Annotated in this window: 12 protein-coding genes; 6 read left to right on the top strand and 6 right to left on the bottom strand. The window is 68.2% G+C overall.

The window, feature by feature from the left end; all coding sequences use genetic code 11:
* The first annotated feature begins 72 nt into the window (after positions 1 to 72).
* Entirely contained in the window at positions 73 to 684 is a 612-nt protein-coding gene (locus BMW87_RS10990; RefSeq protein WP_093076262.1) for a glutathione S-transferase N-terminal domain-containing protein, read from the top strand.
* 44 nt (positions 685 to 728) lie between these two features.
* On the opposite strand, the gene BMW87_RS10985 is transcribed toward BMW87_RS10990, so the two are convergent.
* From BMW87_RS10985 to BMW87_RS10970, 4 genes are all read right to left on the bottom strand, one after another.
* Complete coding sequence (locus BMW87_RS10985; RefSeq protein ID WP_093076260.1) at positions 729 to 1,940, bottom strand: SAM-dependent methyltransferase; 1,212 nt, start codon at positions 1,938 to 1,940, stop codon at positions 729 to 731.
* The gene (locus BMW87_RS10980) at positions 1,937 to 2,737 is read right to left on the bottom strand and encodes a DUF1365 domain-containing protein (protein WP_093076258.1); all 801 of its coding nucleotides are present in this window, start codon (positions 2,735 to 2,737) and stop codon (positions 1,937 to 1,939) included. Before BMW87_RS10980 ends, BMW87_RS10985 begins: the two co-directional genes overlap by 4 nt.
* Positions 2,734 to 4,080 carry an NAD(P)/FAD-dependent oxidoreductase gene (locus BMW87_RS10975; protein ID WP_093076256.1) on the bottom strand — a complete coding sequence of 449 codons (1,347 nt, stop codon included), beginning with the start codon at positions 4,078 to 4,080 and terminating at the stop codon, positions 2,734 to 2,736. Before BMW87_RS10975 ends, BMW87_RS10980 begins: the two co-directional genes overlap by 4 nt.
* Positions 4,081 to 4,373: 293 nt before the next feature.
* Complete coding sequence (locus tag BMW87_RS10970) at positions 4,374 to 4,988, bottom strand: glutathione peroxidase (protein ID WP_093076255.1); 615 nt, start codon at positions 4,986 to 4,988, stop codon at positions 4,374 to 4,376.
* Between the two features lie 129 nt (positions 4,989 to 5,117).
* On the opposite strand from BMW87_RS10970, the gene BMW87_RS10965 reads away from it, so the two are divergent.
* The 3 genes from BMW87_RS10965 to BMW87_RS10955 all read left to right on the top strand — a co-directional run bounded on the left by BMW87_RS10965 (position 5,118) and on the right by BMW87_RS10955 (position 7,485).
* Positions 5,118 to 5,975, top strand: coding sequence for a ferritin family protein (locus BMW87_RS10965; RefSeq protein ID WP_093055286.1), 858 nt, complete (start codon positions 5,118 to 5,120; stop codon positions 5,973 to 5,975).
* A gap of 80 nt (positions 5,976 to 6,055) precedes the next feature.
* Positions 6,056 to 6,937: an RNA polymerase sigma-70 factor gene (locus tag BMW87_RS10960; protein ID WP_093076253.1), complete on the top strand. Its 882-nt coding sequence runs from the start codon at positions 6,056 to 6,058 to the stop codon at positions 6,935 to 6,937.
* Between the two features lie 86 nt (positions 6,938 to 7,023).
* Positions 7,024 to 7,485, top strand: coding sequence for a carboxymuconolactone decarboxylase family protein (locus BMW87_RS10955; protein WP_093055290.1), 462 nt, complete (start codon positions 7,024 to 7,026; stop codon positions 7,483 to 7,485).
* 6 nt (positions 7,486 to 7,491) lie between these two features.
* On the opposite strand, the gene BMW87_RS10950 is transcribed toward BMW87_RS10955, so the two are convergent.
* The gene (locus BMW87_RS10950; protein WP_093076252.1) at positions 7,492 to 8,649 is read right to left on the bottom strand and encodes a septal ring lytic transglycosylase RlpA family protein; all 1,158 of its coding nucleotides are present in this window, start codon (positions 8,647 to 8,649) and stop codon (positions 7,492 to 7,494) included.
* Positions 8,642 to 11,437, bottom strand: coding sequence for a bifunctional [glutamate--ammonia ligase]-adenylyl-L-tyrosine phosphorylase/[glutamate--ammonia-ligase] adenylyltransferase (gene glnE / locus BMW87_RS10945; protein WP_093076250.1), 2,796 nt, complete (start codon positions 11,435 to 11,437; stop codon positions 8,642 to 8,644). Before glnE ends, BMW87_RS10950 begins: the two co-directional genes overlap by 8 nt.
* A gap of 25 nt (positions 11,438 to 11,462) precedes the next feature.
* Between glnE and BMW87_RS10940 the strand changes: the two genes are divergently transcribed.
* Positions 11,463 to 15,638 carry a YhdP family protein gene (locus BMW87_RS10940; RefSeq protein WP_093076249.1) on the top strand — a complete coding sequence of 1,392 codons (4,176 nt, stop codon included), beginning with the start codon at positions 11,463 to 11,465 and terminating at the stop codon, positions 15,636 to 15,638.
* On the top strand, positions 15,635 to 16,450 hold the full coding sequence (locus tag BMW87_RS10935) for a carbon-nitrogen hydrolase family protein (protein ID WP_093076247.1): 816 nt from the start codon (positions 15,635 to 15,637) through the stop codon (positions 16,448 to 16,450). Before BMW87_RS10940 ends, BMW87_RS10935 begins: the two co-directional genes overlap by 4 nt.
* Positions 16,451 to 16,452 lie beyond the last annotated feature (2 nt).

Genomic DNA, 16,452 nt, shown 5'->3' with positions numbered 1-16,452 from the left:
TGGGACTCTGGTTTTCCCGTTCACCTAAAATGACTATTAACAAACGTCATTAAAGCTAGGGAGAGAGCCTTCATGAAACTGATCGGATCCGCCGCCAGCCCTTATGTGCGCAAGGTGCGCGTGGTGCTGGCCGAAAAGCGGCTCGATTACCAGTTCGTGATCGAAGACGTCTGGGCTGCCGACACCACGATCTCCAACTCCAACCCGCTCGGCAAGGTCCCCTGCCTGATCATGGAAGGCGGCGAGGCGATGTTCGACTCCCGCGTGATCGTCGAATACCTGGACACCCTGTCGCCGGTCGGCAAGCTGATTCCGCAGCAGGGCCGCGAGCGCGCCGAGGTCAAGACCTGGGAAGCGCTGGCCGATGGTGTCATGGACGCCGGCGTGCTCTGGCGCCTGGAAGCCACCTGGGCCGGGCGCAACGACGGCGAGCGCAGCGCGGCCTGGATCGAGCGCCAGCGCGCCAAGGTCGAGGACGGCATCGCCGCCATGGCCAAGGGTCTGGGCGACAAGCCCTTTTGCAGCGGCATTCACCTGAGCCTGTCGGACATCGCGGTGGGCTGCACGCTGGGCTGGCTGGACCTGCGCTTCCCCGAAATCGACTGGCGCGGCGACCACGGCAACCTCGCGAAGCTGTTCGACAAGCTGATGCTGCGGCCCAGCTTCATCGACACCAAGCCCTGAGAAACGAGCCCTGAAGAAAGGCGCCGCGCGGCGCCTTTTTCTTTTCAGCGCTTGCGCAGCGTGTACTGCACCACGTCGATGTTCGCCTGCGAGAACGCGGCCTCGCAGTAGGCCAGGTAGAACTCCCAGATGCGCATGAAGCGCTCGTCGAAACCCAGCTGCAGGATGCGGCCGCGCTGCCCGAGGAAGCTCTCGCGCCAGCGGCGCAGCGTCTCGGCGTAATCGGCGCCGAAGGCGAATTCGTCCACCACCTCCAGCCCCGCGGCCTCGGCCTCGCGGCGAAACTCGCGCGGGCACGGCAGGCAGCCGCCCGGGAAGATGTACTGCTGGATGAAGTCGGTCGAGTCGATGTAGCGGTCGAACAGCAGATCGTCGATCACGATGCTCTGCACGCACGCGCGGCCGCCCGGCTTGAGCAGCCGGCTTACGCTCTGGAAGTAGGTCGGCCAGTACGCGCGGCCCACGGCTTCCACCATTTCGATGGAGCACACCGCGTCGAAGGGCGCGTCGGCGATGTCGCGGTAGTCCTGCAGGCGCAGGTCGGTGGCCAGCCCGGCGGTGCGCTCGCGGGCGTAGGCGAGCTGCTCGGTCGACAGCGTCGCGCCCGTCACCGAAGCGCCGAAGTCCGTCGCCGCCATCTCGGCCAGCGCGCCCCAGCCGCAGCCGATTTCGAGCACGCGGTCGCCGGGCTGCACGGCCGCCAGTTCGAGCGCGCGGCGCACCTTGGCGCGCTGCGCCTCGGGCATCGGCTTGGACAGGTCGCCATCGAACCAGGCCGACGAATAGTTCATCGTCTCGTCGAGCCAGAGTTTGTAGAACGCGTTGCCCAGGTCGTAGTGCGCGTGGATGTTGCGCGAGCTGCCGGCCTTGCTGTTGCGGTTCATGAGGTGCCGCACGCGATACAGCAGGCGGCCGGGCCAGCTGCCGTACACCACGTCTTCGATGGCGCGGCGGTTGGCGATGAACACCTTGATCAGCTCGGTCAGGTTGGGTGTGGTCCAGTCGCCGGCGATGTAGCTCTCGGCAAAGCCGATGTCGCCCGACTTGAGCGCTGCCTTGCAGGCATTCCAGTTGCGCAGCGTGAGCGAGGCCGTGGGGCCACTGCCCGGCGTGGCGCCGAAGTGCCGCACCGAGTCGTCGGGCAGGCGCACGGTGAGCGAGCCGTAGGCCAGCCGCTGCAGCAGGCCCAGCACGGTGCGCGCGGCGGCGGGTGCGCCCTGGGGCAGCGAGAAGCGGGAGGCCGTGGTTGAGTTCATGGATTCGCCTGCTGCTGGTTGTCGCGTGAAACGAAGTGCGTGGGCGGCGCCGGCTTGGCGACCAGAGGCACGTGCTTGAGCCACAGCTTCACGGCCTGCCAGTGGATGCGCGCGATCAGCCCGAAGGTCATGGCCGGATAGCGCCACAGCGCGCGGCGCACACTGGCCGCGGTCATGGGGCCGAGGTCGCCGCTCACGCTGGTCTGCAGCAGCGGGCCGTCGGCATCGTCGTGGTCGATGCGCACCACCGTATGTGCGCGCCCGGCATCGACGAAGAAGCGAAAGCGGTAGCTGCCGTCGACGCGGCAGAACGGCGAGACGTGGAAGGCCTTGGTCGCCTGGAGTTCCGCGCCGTATGTCGGGCGGTCCAGCAGGTAGCAATGGCGCTCGCCGAAGGTGTTGTTGACTTCGACCACGATCGCCCGCAGCACGCCTTCGGGCGTGTGGCAGTACCAGAAGCTCACCGGCTTGAAGGTGTAGCCGAACACGCGCGGGTAGCAGTGCAGCCAGGCTTCGCCACCGGCGTCGAGGATCTGGTGGGCGGCCAGCAGATCGTCGAGCCAGGCCAGCGCGCCGCCTTGTGCGGGCGGGCGGGCGTCGCCGTGGTCGACGTCGTGGAAAGAGATGGCGGCCGCGCGGTTGAGCGCCACGGCCTTGCTGCCGTGCGCGCGCAGGGTGCGCATCGGCAGCATCAGGAAGTAGGTCGGATAGACGAAGGCGTTGCGCGCCGGGCGCAGGCGCGTGTGGCGGACTTCGCCGAAGCCCATCAGCGGCACTGCTGTCTGCGCCGGTGTCATGCCGCAAGCCTCGCCGTCGTGTTTTCGCCGGCGAACAACCGTGCCCGCAAGCCCTCGGCCACGGCCAGGCCGGCCTTCAGGCCGTCTTCATGGAAGCCGTAGCCCATCCATGCGCCCGCGAACCAAGTGTTGCGCTGGCCTTGCAGGGCGGGCACCTCGGCCTGCGCGCGGATCGCGGCGAGGTCAAGCACCGGGTGGTCGTAGTCGTATTCGGCCATGACCTGACTACGCTGGACTTCGCGCACCGGATTCAACGAAATGACGACCGGTTGTTCCCAAGGCAGCGGCTGCAGCTTGTTCAGCAGGTAGTGCAGGCAGATGCGGCCCGATTCGCGCTCGCCGGCTCGTTCGTAGTCGGCGCGCTCGTAGTTCCAGGCGGCCCAGGCCGCGCGGCACTGCGGCAGCACCGTTGCGTCGGTGTGCAGCACGGCATGGTTCGACTGGTAGCGGATCGCGTCCAGCACCGCGGCCTCGGCGGGGCTCGCGTCGCCGAGCATGGCGAGCGACTGGTCGGAGTGCGTGGCCAGCACGACGTGGTCGAAGCGCTCGACGCCTGCGTCGGTGGCCACCAGCACCCCGGCGTCGCTGCGGGTGATGCCGCGCACGGACGTGTTCAGGCGCTTGTCGGGCAGGCCCGCCACGATCTTCTCGACGTAGTGGCGCGAGCCGCCGCGCACGGTGCGCCACTGCGGCCGGTTGGCGATCTGGATCAGGCCGTGGTTGTGGCAAAAGCGGATCATGGTCGCGACCGGAAACGCCAGCATCCGCGTGGTCGAGCAGCTCCAGATGCAGCCCATCATCGGCAGGAAATACCACTCGCGAAACGCCGCGCCGAAGCGGTGGGCGTCGAGAAATTCGCCCAGTGGCTGGGCCATTTCTCCCTCGGTGCCGGCCTCGGCGATGCGCGTGGTCAGGCGGTTGAAGCGCAGCAGGTCGCCGAGCATTCCCAGGAAGCGGCGGTCGAACAGGTTGCGCCGCTGCGCGAACACGGTGCCGAGGCTGTTGCCGCTCCACTCCAGCCGGCCGCCGCTGTTGTCGCGCGCGGCCTGGACCGAGAACGACATGTCGGAAGCAGCCGTCTCGACGCCGAGTTCGGCGAAAAGACGGATCAGGTTCGGGTAGGTGCGGTCGTTGTAGACCAGGAAACCGGTGTCGACGCCATGGGCGACCCGGGTGGTGTCGGCGGAGGAGCGTGGAAGCTCGATCGTTGCCGTATGGGCGTGGCCACCGAAGTAGCCACTGGCTTCAAAGAGGGTGACGGCGGCCGCGTCGCGCAGCGAATGCGCTGCGGCCAAACCAGAGATGCCGGCGCCGATGACGGCGACGCGAGGGGGCCGCGTCATCGCGAAACCCCAGCCCGGCTGGAAGACAAAAATGCTGCGAGGCGCCCCGACGCGAAGGAGGGAGGGAGGGAGGAGGAGAAGAATCGCCTCGGGATTTCGACCAGACGGCAGGCGCCCGGAAGACCTCGCAACATGAAAACTGCTGGGCAATCACTGCCCACGCAAGTTAGGAGCGCGACATCCGCGGCACGGTTCCCGCGCGTTTGGTAAACGTTTGTGACGCCGAGTTCACGATGATTTAGACGCATCGGTAAATAATATTACCGATTCGTTTTCTTGTGAACTGCTCAGTCTCAATTTGACCCGAGCTGCTTCTCGATGACGTTCACAAAGCCGTTTTCATCGGGCGCCGTCATGCTCGACCACGCCTGCACGACCTTGCCGTCGCGCCCGATCAGATACTTGTAGAAGTTCCACTTCGGCGTGGTGCCGGAGGCCTGCGCGAGCTGCTTGAACAGCGGATTCGCCTCGGTGCCGCGCACCGACGACTTGGCGAACATCGGGAATTTCACGCCGAAGGTGCTTTCGCAGAAGTCGGCAATTTCCTTGTTGGAGCCCGATTCCTGGGAGAAATCGTTGGACGGGAAACCCAGCACCACGAGCCCGCGCGAGCGGTATTTCATGTCCAGCGACTCCAGCCCCTTGTATTGCGGAGTGAATCCGCAGAAGCTGGCCGTATTGACCACCAGAACCACCTTGCCGGAGTACTGGCACAAAGACTGGGGTTTTTCATCCTGCAGCCGCGGGAAGGTGTGTTGCAGGATCGCCGGGCATCCTGCGGCCTCTGCCGCAGCGGGCGCGGCGGACGCCGTCTGGGCGTGGGCGGGAAGGGTCGAAAAGAGGCTTGCCACGAGGGAAATCGCGGGGGCGCAGCGCCAGAGCGTCGACAATCGGAAGAGGGTTCGCATGGCGGGCTCCTGGGTCAAAAAGGGGGGTGTGCATCCGTGCCGCAACGGCGCACGTATTCGCATCATCGCGCGTCTGTCATGGTCGCGCCAAACTGGCCGACTAAAATCGGCGGCCATAGAAAGACATTGATGCTCTATCCGGAACTCTTCAGACAACTCGAATCCGTCCGCTGGGACATGGACAAGGACATTCCCTGGCAGTCGTTCGACGCTTCCTTGCTGTCGGAAGAGCAGGCGCAAACCATCAAGATGAATGCCATCACCGAGTGGGCGGCGTTGCCGGCCACCGAGATGTTCCTGCGCGACAACCGCCACGATAGCGACTTTTCCGCTTTCATGTCGATCTGGTTCTTCGAAGAGCAGAAGCACTCGCTGGTGCTCATGGAGTACCTGAAGCGCTTCAGCCCCAAGCACGCCCCCACCGAAGAAGAGTTGCACGAAGTGCGCTTCGACTTCGACCCGGCCCCGCCGCTCGAGACCCTCATGCTGCATTTCTGCGGCGAAATCCGCCTCAACCACTGGTACCGCCGCGCCGCCCAGTGGCACACCGAGCCGGTCATCAAGCACATCTACACCACGCTGAGCCAGGACGAAGCCCGCCACGGCGGCGCCTACCTGCGCTACATGAAGCGCGCGATGGAAAAGTTCGGCGACGAGGCCCGTGCCGCGTTCACCAAGGTCGGCGTCCTGATGGCCAGCGCGCGGCGCACGGCGCAGGCCCTGCACCCGACCAACCTGCACGTCAGCAAGGCGCACTTCCCGCGCGACACCATCCAGAGCCGCATGCCCGATCCGGACTGGCTCGAGCATTGGCTCGACAAGCAGATCAAGTTCGATGCCGTCTGGGAAACCAAGGTTGGCGAGCGCATCCTGCACAACCTGAGCCTGCTGATGAACCGCAGCTTCAAGACGGTCCAGGAACTGAACCGCTACCGTAAAGAATTGGCGGCCACCCTGGGGCCCAAGCCCGAATACCAGGGCGCATAAAGAAAAACGCCCCGCACGCCGGGGCGTTCTTTTTTGAAGGACCCGTGTCACAAACCGGGGACGCCAGCCGTCTAGCTCCCATGGACGACGCCACCCTCACCTTCGATCGCCACCGCCCTCGCCTGCAGGGCATCGCCTACCGCATGCTCGGCTCCATGGCCGAGGCCGAAGAAGTCGTGCAGGACGCCTGGCTGCGCTGGCACGAAGCCGCCAAAGACACCTTCGACAGCGCCGAAGCCTGGCTCGTGACCGTGGTCACGCGCCTGTCGATCGACCGGCTGCGCGCCGCCAAGGTCCAGCGCGAGCACTACATCGGCGCCTGGATGCCCGAGCCCATGCTCACCGAGGCGCCCGACACGCCCGAGCAACTGCTGGAGCGCGCCGACAACATCTCCGTTGCCTTCCTCGCCGTGCTGGAGCGCCTCGCCCCCGAGGCCCGCGCCGCCTTCCTGCTGCGCGAGGTGTTCGACGCCGACTACGACGAAGTCGCCCGCACCCTCGGCAAGAGCGAGGCCGCCTGCCGCCAGCTCGTGCACCGCGCCAAGGCTCAGGTGCAGGAAGGGCGTCCGCGCTTCACCGTGCCGCGCGAAACCCACGAGCGCCTGTTGCGCGCCTTTGCCGACGCCGCCGCGCGTGGCAGCCTGCAGGACCTGAAGGCGCTGATGGCCGAGGACGTCGAACTCATCGGCGACGGCGGCGGCAAGGTGCAGACCTTCAGCAAGATCCTGCGCGGCAGCCAGCGCCTGGCGCAGCTGTACTACTCGCTGTGGCGCCGCATGGGGCCGGCGGTGCGCATGGAAATGGTCGACATCAACGGCGAGCCGGGCATGCTGCGTTTTCTCGACGGCGAACTCGAATCGGCCCAGACCTTCGAAATCGAGAACGACCGCATCGTGCGCATCCGCGCGCAGCGCAACCCCGACAAGCTGGCGCGCATCGCGCAGCTTTTTTCTTCGAAATAGTTCGCGCGGCGTGTCACAGGGCGCATGGCTCGCCCGTCTTCAGTGGGTAGCAAGCAGATTTCATCGCAACCCACCTGGAGAAACCCATGAACACCACCGCACGCCTGAACTGGTTCAAGCTCGTCCCGAAGTCCTTCGAGGCCATCCTCGCCGTCAACACCACCATCGAGTCGAGCACGCTCGGCAAGACACTGGTCGACTTCGTCTTCGCCCGCGTCTCGCAGATCAACGGTTGCGCCTACTGCCTCGACATGCACGTGCGCGACCTGCGCAAGCAGGGCGAGGAGTGGCAGCGCATCAACAGCCTGCCCACCTGGCGCGAGGTGAGCTTCTTCAACGAGCGCGAACGCGCTGCTCTGGCCTGGGCCGAATCGCTCACGCGCCTGGCCGACGACCATGACGAACGCGAAGCAGAATTCGCCGCGCTGAAGGCCAATTTCAGCGACGTGGAAATTGCAGAACTCACCGTGGCAATCGCGCAGATCAACACCTGGAACCGCCTCAACGTCGGCATGCGCGTGCCGGTCGCGGTCAAGCCGCTGGCCTGAACGGGCTTACCTGCGCTCCACCACCATCGGCGAGATGCGCAGGCTCTCGCGCAACTGAGCGACCGCCTCGCCGGCCGCATTGCGCGAGGCGAAAGGCCCGGCCTGCAGCCGGTGCGTGCCGGCTTCGCTGAACACATGCAGCTGCGGCGCCAGCGAAGGCAGGCCGCGTGCGGCCTGGTTCATCAGGCTCTGTGCACCGTCGCGTTCGCGAAAGGCGCCTAGCTGCACCCAGAAGCCCGGCAACGCCAGGGGCTGTGCAGCACCGACAGGCGGCGGTGACGCAGGCGCCGCCTGCAGCGGGGCCAGGTCGCTCACCACGATGGCCTGCCGGGTCGGCGGAATGGACGGCGGCGACTGTGCCGATTCCGGCTCGGCCCCTGGCGGCAGCGCCGCGGCCATCGGCGTCTGCGGCGCGACGGGCATCGTCGATGCCGGTGGCGGCATGTCGTCATTCACTGTCGCGACCGGCGCCGCCCATTCGGCCGGCACGCGCACCTGCTGCGCGCTCGCCACACGCACCGGCGCCGCGCGCACGGGAGCGGGCGCTTCAGCCGCTGCATACGCCGTCCCCGAGTCCCGTCGCCATGCGCCCGTGCGGATGTCCTCGTTCGTGATCCGCTCGATCTCCACCGGCGCGACGCCGCGCAGCAGGTCGAGCTTGAGCGCGGCCGTGTAGCTCAGGTCGATGACGCGGCCGTCCACGAACGGGCCGCGGTCGTTCACGCGCACGATCACCTCGCGCCCGTTGGCCGGGTTGCGCACGCGCACATAGCTCGGCAGCGGCAGCGTCTTGTGCGCGGCCGTCATGGCGTACATGTCGTAGGGCTCGCCGCTGGAGGTCGACGCCGCGTGGAACTTGCGACCGTACCAAGAGGCCAGTCCCGACTCGCGGAACGGCCGATCGTCGGTGAGCGGCGCATAGCCGCGACCCAGCACTGTGTACGGCTTGCTGGTGCCGCCGCTGGTGCGGATGGGCTCGATGCGGGGTTCGGCATCGGGCACGTTGGCGAGGTCCGGCGGAATGTTGGTGCCCGGCCCGTCGCGGCCGCTGGCTACGCCGCTCCCGCTGCGCGGACCGCTCGCACAACCGGCCAGAAGGACGGCGACAGCCACCGCGCACGCTGCCAGCGCGGTGGCGGCGGAGGAGCGAGCGCCGTCAGCCAAATACCGCCTTCCACAGCGCCAGCATGGCCTCGCGCTCAGGGGCCAGTGCGGGCGGGGTGACCTGCGTCGGTTCTTCGTTCAGGCGTGCGCGATGCTGCACGCGGCGCAGCTCGCGATACGCCCGCGCCGCGCTGCGGCCCACGCCTTCGGGCAGCAGCCCCGCCAGTTCGGCGCGCAGCAGCAACGCGATGTTGCCCACGTTCGGAATCAGCTCGGGATGCTCGCCCGACGACGACAGCACCAGAAACTGCACCGCGAACTCGGCATCGACCATGCCGCCAGGGCTGTGCTTCACGTCGAAGCGGTCGGCCTTCACCGGCCGCGCGCCGCGCAGCTTCTCGCGCATCGCGATGATCTCGGCCTTCAGCGCCTCGCGGTCGCGCGGCGACACGAGCACGGCCTCGCGCACCTGGTCGAAGCGCGCGCCCAGTTCGGCGCCGTGGTCTTCGCTGCCGAGCACGAAGCGAGCGCGCGTCATGGCCTGGTGCTCCCAGGTCCACGCGGTGTTGCTGCCGCGGCCGAGCTGGTATTTCTCGTAGGCCTCGAAGCTGGTGGTGAGCAGGCCCGAGTTGCCGTTTGGACGCAGGGCAGTGTCGATCTCGAACAGGTCGCCCTCGCGCGTCTTCACCGTGAGCCAGTTGATGAGCTTGCGCACGTAGGCTGCATAAACTTCGCCGGCGCGCTCGTCGTCATCGTCGTAGACGAACACGATGTCGAGGTCGCTGCCGTAGCCCAACTCTTTTCCTCCCAACTTGCCGTAGCCGATGATCGCGAACTGCGGCACCTCGCGGTGCCGGTTGCGCACGTGCGGCCAGCACCAGCGGGCGGTCACGCGCAGCGTGGTGTCGGCCAGTGCGCTCAGGTCGTCGGCCACCTGCTCGACGGTGATGCGACCGTCCACGTCGCGAGCCAACGTGCGGAACACCTCGGCGTGGTGCGCGTGGCGCAGCAGGTTCAGCAGGCGCTCCTCGTCGGCTTCCCCGGTGCGGGTAAGCGACGCGTGGCGCGCCTCGAGCTCGCGCTCGAACTCGGCGGCGACGAAGCGGCCCGACAGCATTTCGTCGCTCGCCAGTTCGTCGATCACGCCCGGGTGCTGCATCAGGTAGCGTGCCGGCCACTTGGCCGCGCCCAGCAGGCGCAGCAAGCGTTCCTGCACGGCCGGTCGTTCGACCAGCAGCGCGAGATAGCTCTCGCGGCGCATCAGCGGTTCGATCCAGTCGGCCCAGCGCATCGCGGCATCGACGTGGCGCGGCGTTTGTCCGGCGCCATCGCCATCGGGCTCCTTGAGCCACTGGCCGGTGCGCTGCACCAGCTGGCGCAGCCGCCCACGCGTTTCTTCGCGCAGGGCCAGCACGCGGGGCTGCTCGCACCAGTCGCGGATGCGCTCGGCAAACACCGGGGGCAGGTCGTCGAGCAGGTCGGCCAGATCGGCGGGCGCGGCGGTCTTCTTGCCGCTGCACTTGCCGTTGCAGGGCTTCTCGCCGCCGAGCAGCTTGTCGAACTCCTGCGCGACGAACTCGCGGTGCGTGTCGAGCTGCGCCAGGAAAGGGCAGCACTCGGGATAGCCCAGGGTCTGGGCGATCCAGCGCAGATCGTCGTCGGACACCGGCAGCACATGGGTCTGCTGGTCGTCGAGGTATTGAATACGGTGCTCCACGCGGCGCAAAAACTCATAGGCCGCGGCCAGCGCATCGGCCGTTTCCTGCGGCATGAGGTTGGCGCGCGCCAGGCGCTGCAGCGCATCGAGCGTGGGCCGCGTGCGCAGCTCGGGAAACTGGCCGCCGCGCACCACCTGCAGCAGCTGCACGGTGAACTCGATCTCGCGGATGCCGCCGCGCGACAGCTTCACGTCGTTCGCGCGCTCGGGCCGCCCGGCGCTGCGGCGCGCCGACTGCTCGCGGATCTGCCGGTGCAGCACGCGCAGCGAATCGAACACGCTGTAGTCGAGATAGCGACGGAACACAAAAGGGAGCACCGCGCCGCGCAATCCCTGGGCCTGGCCCGCGAGCACGATGTCGCGCGGTGCCACCACCCGGCTCTTCATCCAGGCGAAGCGCTCCCATTCGCGGCCCTGCACCTGGAAATACTCTTCGAGCGCATCGAGCGAGACCACGCTCGGGCCCGAGTTGCCGTTGGGCCGCAGAGCCAGGTCGACGCGGAACACGAAGCCGTGCTCGGTGGTGTCGCCCACCAGCGCATAGATGCGCTTCACGGCGCGCGCAAAGTACTCCTGGTTGGCCAGCCGGCCGCGCCCGTCGGCGTCGCCCTTGGTCTCGCCGTCCACGTCGTAGAGGTAGATCAGGTCGATGTCACTCGACACGTTGAGCTCGCGCGCGCCGAGCTTGCCCATGCCGACGATCCACAGCTGAGCGCGCTGGCCTTCGGGGCCGAGAGGGGCGCCGTGCACTGCGTCGAGTTCGTGGCATGCGTCCTGGCACGCAATATCGAGTGCCAGTTCGGCCAGCTCGGTGACGGCGGTGGTCACCACGGCCAGCGGCGCCTGCTCGTCGCAATCAAGCGTTACAAGCCGCTCCATCACAAGCTGCCGCACAATTCGCAGTGCATCGCCAACGCTGTCCCCACGTTGGCGCAATGCCTCGTAAGCCACCGTCATCGACTCGCGCCGCGGCGCACCAGGGGGAAGCAATGAAAGCTCGGCCGCATACCTGCGACGCAGGCGCTGCACGAAGCGTGAGTAAGAAGAGAGCGCGCTGCGCGTTGAAGTGGCTGGCAACTGGTTCACACTGATGCTGGTTTCCGTGGAACCCCTCTGAATGCTGGCGGTCATAATTCCCGACACAGCGCGATCCTCAATGAACGACACGGCGTCTACCCCTTCACGTCTGCTCAAAATCACCGCTGTGACGGCGCGCTGGCTGCTGGGTCTGTTGATCGCTGCATGGCTTCTGCTGGCGCTGTCAGTCGTTGTCCTACACGCGTGGATTGTGCCGCGAATCGGCGATTTTCGCGGCGCACTGGAGGCACAGGCTAGCAAGGCCATCGGCGTGCCGGTACGCATCGGATCGATCACCGCCCGCTCCGAAGGGCTTTTCCCGGCCTTCGAACTGCGCGACGTGGTGCTCCAGGATGCCGACCAGCGAGAGGCGCTGCGCCTCGTGCGCGTGGTGGCCAGCGTGTCGCCGCGCTCGCTTTGGCGGCTCAACTTCGAGCAGCTTTACGTGGAGGGCCCGGAGCTCGACGTGCGCCGCGACACTCAGGGAAAACTCCATGTGGCTGGATTGCACATGGCGACCGATACGACCGGAGAGACCCGCGGTGCCGACTGGTTTTTCGCCCAGCGCGAGCTGGTCATCGAAGGCGGCACCGTGCGCTGGACCGACGAGCAGCGCCAGGCCGAACCCCTGCTGCTGACCGACGTGCGTTTCGTCGCGCGCAACAGCGCCCGGCGCCATGGCCTGCGGCTCGACGCCACGCCGCCGGCCGGCTGGGGCCAGCGCTTCACCCTTCGCGGCCAGTTCCGCCAGCCGCTGCTGTCGATGCGCAGCGGCCACTGGCAGACCTGGGACGGCCAGCTCTATGCCGACTTGCCCTACATCGACGTCACGCGGCTCGGCCAGTACGTCTCGCTCGACGCCCGCATTCGCCAGGGCAACGGCGCGCTGCGCCTGTGGGCCGACGTCGACGACGGCCAGGTCGTCGGCGGTGCGGTCGACCTGGGGCTCGACAAGGTCGACGTCTCGCTCGACAAGGGCCTGCCGCCGCTGGTGCTGAACGCCGTCACCGGTCGTCTCGCGGGGCGGCTCTCCGAGGAAACGCTCGAGTTCTCGACCACCGCGCTGCAGTTCGACACCAGCGACGGCCTGCGCTGGCCCGGCGGCAACCTGTGGCTGCAGCACACGCCGAACAGGGGCCGCACGCCCGAGCACGGCGCGCTGCGCGCCGACCGCCTCGACCTGGCCGCGCTCGCCCTCATCGCCGACCGACTGCCGCTGGGCGACGCCACGCACCGCGTGCTCGACGCCTATGCGCCGCGCGGCCTCGTCGAGCACGTCGACCTGAACTGGCAGGGCTCGCTGGGCGCGCCCAGCCGCTACCAGGCCAAGGGCCGCGTCAGCGGCCTGCGCATCGCCTCGCAGCCCGGCGCGGCGGATGAGGCGGCGGGCCCGCCCGCGGCGGCGGCCTCGGCACCGTCGGCGACCACCGCTGCGGCCACCCCGCCCAGGGTCCATGCCGGCACCCCCGGCCTGAGCGGCGCCACGATCGACTTCGACGCCACCCACACCGGCGGCACCGCCACGCTCGCCATTGCAAAGGGCACGCTCGAATTCCCGGGCGTGTTCGAGGAGCCGGTCATTCCCATCGACCGGCTCTCGACGCAACTGCAATGGAAGCTCGACAACGGCAACGCGCAGCTGCAGATGTCGAAGCTGAGCTTCGCCAACGCCGACGCCGAAGGCGACGCCCAGGCCAGCTGGCGCACCAGCGACCCGGCCACATCGAGCAGCAAGGCCCGCTTTCCCGGCGTGCTCGACCTGCAGGGCAAGCTGACCCGCGCCGACGGCACGCGCGTGTTCCGCTACCTGCCGCTCGACATTCCCCAGCACACGCGCGACTACGTGCGCGAAGCCGTCACCAAGGGCGTTGCCAGCAGCGTCGACTTCCGCGTGCGCGGCGACCTGCACGACATGCCGTTCAAGGACCCGAAGCAGGGCGACTTCCGCATCGCGGCCAAGGTGGCGGACGTCAACTACGCCTACGCGCCGCCGTCCGTCGCAGCGCCGTCGCGCAACGGCGTGCCCGCCCCGGTGTGGCCCCCGCTCACCGGCCTTTCGGGTGAGCTGGTGTTCGAGCGCGACGGCATGCTGGTGCGCAACGCGCGCGGTCGCCTGGTCGGCGCCACCGGCGTGGAGGTGACCAAGGGCGAAGCGCAGATCCCCGAGCTGTCGCACCACGCGCAAGTGCTGCGCGTCGATGTACAGGCCAAGGGCCCGCTCGGCGAGGTTCTGCGAGCGGGCGCGCCGCTGGCCGGAGAAACCGGCGAGATCATGCGCACCGCGCGCGCCACCGGCTCGGCCGACTACAAGCTGCACCTCGAACTGCCCCTTGCGGCCATGGAGAACGCCAAGGTGCAGGCCTCGGTCGTGCTGGCCGACAACGAACTGCAGGTCGTGCCCGAGGCGCCTTCGTTCACGCAGGCCAAGGGCACGGTCAGCTTCACCGAAACCGGCTTCTCGCTGGCCGGCGTGCAGGCCAGGCTGCTGGGCGGGGACATCCGTGTCGAGGGCAAGGGCCGCTTCAGCGGCCCCAACCGCGAAGTCGCCCTGAAGGCACAGGGCACGGCCACCGCCGAGGGCCTGCGCGGCGCGCGCGAGATCGACTGGCTCGCCCGCCTCGCGAAGAACTCGACCGGCAGCACGCCCTACGCGGCCACCTTCTCGGTGCGCGACGGCACGCCCGAGTTCTCGCTCACCAGCAGCCTGCAGGGCCTGGCGCTGCAACTGCCGCTGCCGCTCGTGAAGACCGCCGAAGAGCAGATGCCGCTGCGCATCGAGAAGAAGGTGCTCGCGCGCGAAACCCGCCAGGGCACGAGCGTTGCCACGCAGGACCAGCTCTCGCTCGACCTCGGCCGCGTCGGCGCCGTCCAGTACGTGCGCGATCTCGTCGGCAACGAGGCGCGCGTGCAGCGCGGCAGCATCGGCGTCGGCCTCGCGCAGGGCGAGACGGCCAGCCTGCCCGACAAGGGCGTGTTTGCGAACGTCAACGTCGCCAAGCTCGACATGGCCGCATGGCAGGCGCTGATCGGCGACGCCGCCAGCACCGGCACCGAGGCCGCGGAGCGGGCCGATGATCCGTCGCAGGCCTACCTGCCAACACGCATCGCGGTGCGCGCGCAGCAGCTCGGCATTGCGGGCCGCACGCTGCACAACGTGGTGCTCGGCGGCACGCGTGAAGGCACCGTCTGGCGCGCCAACATCGACGCCACCGAACTCAGCGGCTACGCCGAATACCGCCACACGCAGGCCGGGCGCCTCTACGCGCGGCTTGCGCGGCTGAAGATCGCGCCGGCCGAGGCCACGCAGGTCGAGGCCCTGCTCGACGAGCAGCCCGGCACCCTGCCGGCCCTGGACATCGTGATCGACGACTTCGAGTTGCTCGGCAAGCGCCTCGGCCGCGCCGAGATCGACGCCGTCAACCGCGGCGGTGCAGGCCGCGAATGGGCGCTCAACAAGCTGGTCTTCACCATGCCCGAGGCCAGCTTCGCGGCCAAGGGCAGTTGGGCAGCCGTGCCCGGCGCCGCGGCCGGCCAGCGCCGCACCGCCATGACCTTCAAGCTCGACATCGCCGATGCTGGCGAACTGCTCACGCGCTTCGGCATGCCGGGCGTGCTTGCGCGCGGCCGCGGGCGGCTCGAAGGCGACGTCAACTGGCGCGGCTCGCCGTTCTCGCTCGACTACCCGAGCCTGGGCGGGCAACTGCAGGTCGACGTGGAGCAAGGCCAGTTCCTCAAGGCCGACCCGGGCCTGGCCAAGCTGCTCGGCGTGCTGAGCCTGCAGGCGCTGCCGAGGCGGCTCACGCTCGACTTCCGCGACGTCTTCAGCCAGGGTTTCGCCTTCGACTTCATCCGCGGCGACGCGAAGATCAACAAGGGCATCGCCAGCACCAACAACCTGCAGATGAAGGGCGTCAACGCCGCCGCGCTGATGGACGGCTCGGCCGACATCGTGCGCGAGACGCAGAACCTGCGCGTGGTGGTGGTGCCCGAGATCAATGCCGGCACGGCCGCGCTCGTGGCCACCGCCATCAACCCCGCCATCGGCCTGGGCACATTCCTGGCCCAATGGGTGCTGAGCAAGCCGCTCGCGGCGGCCGCCACGCAGGAGTTCCACGTCGAGGGCACCTGGGCCGACCCCAAAATAGCGAAGGTGCCGCGCACCCTGCAGCTGTTGCCACAGAGCATTCCGAACATCCCCGGCCTGCCGGGCTCGTCGACGGCAGACGAAGGCAAGAAAACGGAGATCACGCAATGAAAGTCGCAGCCATCCAGATGGTGTCGGCCATCGCCCGCGAAGCCAATCTGGCGCGCGCCCACGACCTGCTCGCGCAGGCTGCTGCGGCCGGTGCCGAACTGGCGGTGCTGCCCGAGTACTTCTGCATGATGGGCGCGCGAGACACCGACAAGCTCGGCCTGCGCGAGACCGCCGGCGCGGGTGCGGTGCAGGGCTTCCTGGCCGACGCGGCGCGCGAGTTCGGCCTGTGGATCGTCGGCGGCACGCTGCCCATCGAGAGCACCGACGCCGAGCACGTGTTCAACAGCTCGCTGGCCTTCTCGCCCGAAGGCCTGTGCGTGGCGCGCTACGACAAGATCCATCTCTTTTTCTTCGACAACGGCACCGAGCGTTACGACGAGCGCCGCGTCATCGCGCCCGGCAAGGAGCCCGTGGTGTTCGACCTGCCCTCGCGAGACGGCCACAGCTGGCGCGTGGGCATGAGCGTGTGCTACGACCTGCGCTTTCCCGAGCTGTACCGCGCGCTCGCCAAACAGGGCGCCGACCTGCTGCTGGTGCCCAGCGCCTTCACGCGCACCACCGGCGCGGCGCACTGGGAGGTGCTGCTGCGCGCCCGCGCCATCGAGAACCTGGCCTGGGTGGTCGCGCCCGCGCAGGGCGGCACGCACGAGAACGGTCGCCACACCTGGGGCCAGTCGCTGGTGATCGACCCCTGGGGCACGGTGGTGGCGCAGCAGGCCAGCGAAGAGGGCGTGGTGCTGTTCGACATCGATGCCGCACAGGTCGAGCGCACGCGAACCCAGCTGCCCGTGCTCTCGCACTGCGTTCTCTAGCA

Origin of the sequence: Variovorax sp. OV084 (assembly GCF_900111625.1) — a bacterium.
GTDB lineage: Bacteria > Pseudomonadota > Gammaproteobacteria > Burkholderiales > Burkholderiaceae_C > Variovorax.
Note: the sequence above shows the minus strand (reverse complement) of the source record. Positions and strands in the feature narration are given on the sequence as shown.

Coding starts and splice junctions, on each gene's coding strand:
- BMW87_RS10990 (WP_093076262.1), top strand. CDS start 73: ATGAAACTGATCGGATCCGCCGCCAGCCCTTATGTGCGCAAGGTGCGC.
- BMW87_RS10985 (WP_093076260.1), bottom strand. CDS start 1,940: ATGAACTCAACCACGGCCTCCCGCTTCTCGCTGCCCCAGGGCGCACCC.
- BMW87_RS10980 (WP_093076258.1), bottom strand. CDS start 2,737: ATGACACCGGCGCAGACAGCAGTGCCGCTGATGGGCTTCGGCGAAGTC.
- BMW87_RS10975 (WP_093076256.1), bottom strand. CDS start 4,080: ATGACGCGGCCCCCTCGCGTCGCCGTCATCGGCGCCGGCATCTCTGGT.
- BMW87_RS10970 (WP_093076255.1), bottom strand. CDS start 4,988: ATGCGAACCCTCTTCCGATTGTCGACGCTCTGGCGCTGCGCCCCCGCG.
- BMW87_RS10965 (WP_093055286.1), top strand. CDS start 5,118: ATGCTCTATCCGGAACTCTTCAGACAACTCGAATCCGTCCGCTGGGAC.
- BMW87_RS10960 (WP_093076253.1), top strand. CDS start 6,056: ATGGACGACGCCACCCTCACCTTCGATCGCCACCGCCCTCGCCTGCAG.
- BMW87_RS10955 (WP_093055290.1), top strand. CDS start 7,024: ATGAACACCACCGCACGCCTGAACTGGTTCAAGCTCGTCCCGAAGTCC.
- glnE (WP_093076250.1), bottom strand. CDS start 11,437: ATGACCGCCAGCATTCAGAGGGGTTCCACGGAAACCAGCATCAGTGTG.
- BMW87_RS10940 (WP_093076249.1), top strand. CDS start 11,463: ATGAACGACACGGCGTCTACCCCTTCACGTCTGCTCAAAATCACCGCT.
- BMW87_RS10935 (WP_093076247.1), top strand. CDS start 15,635: ATGAAAGTCGCAGCCATCCAGATGGTGTCGGCCATCGCCCGCGAAGCC.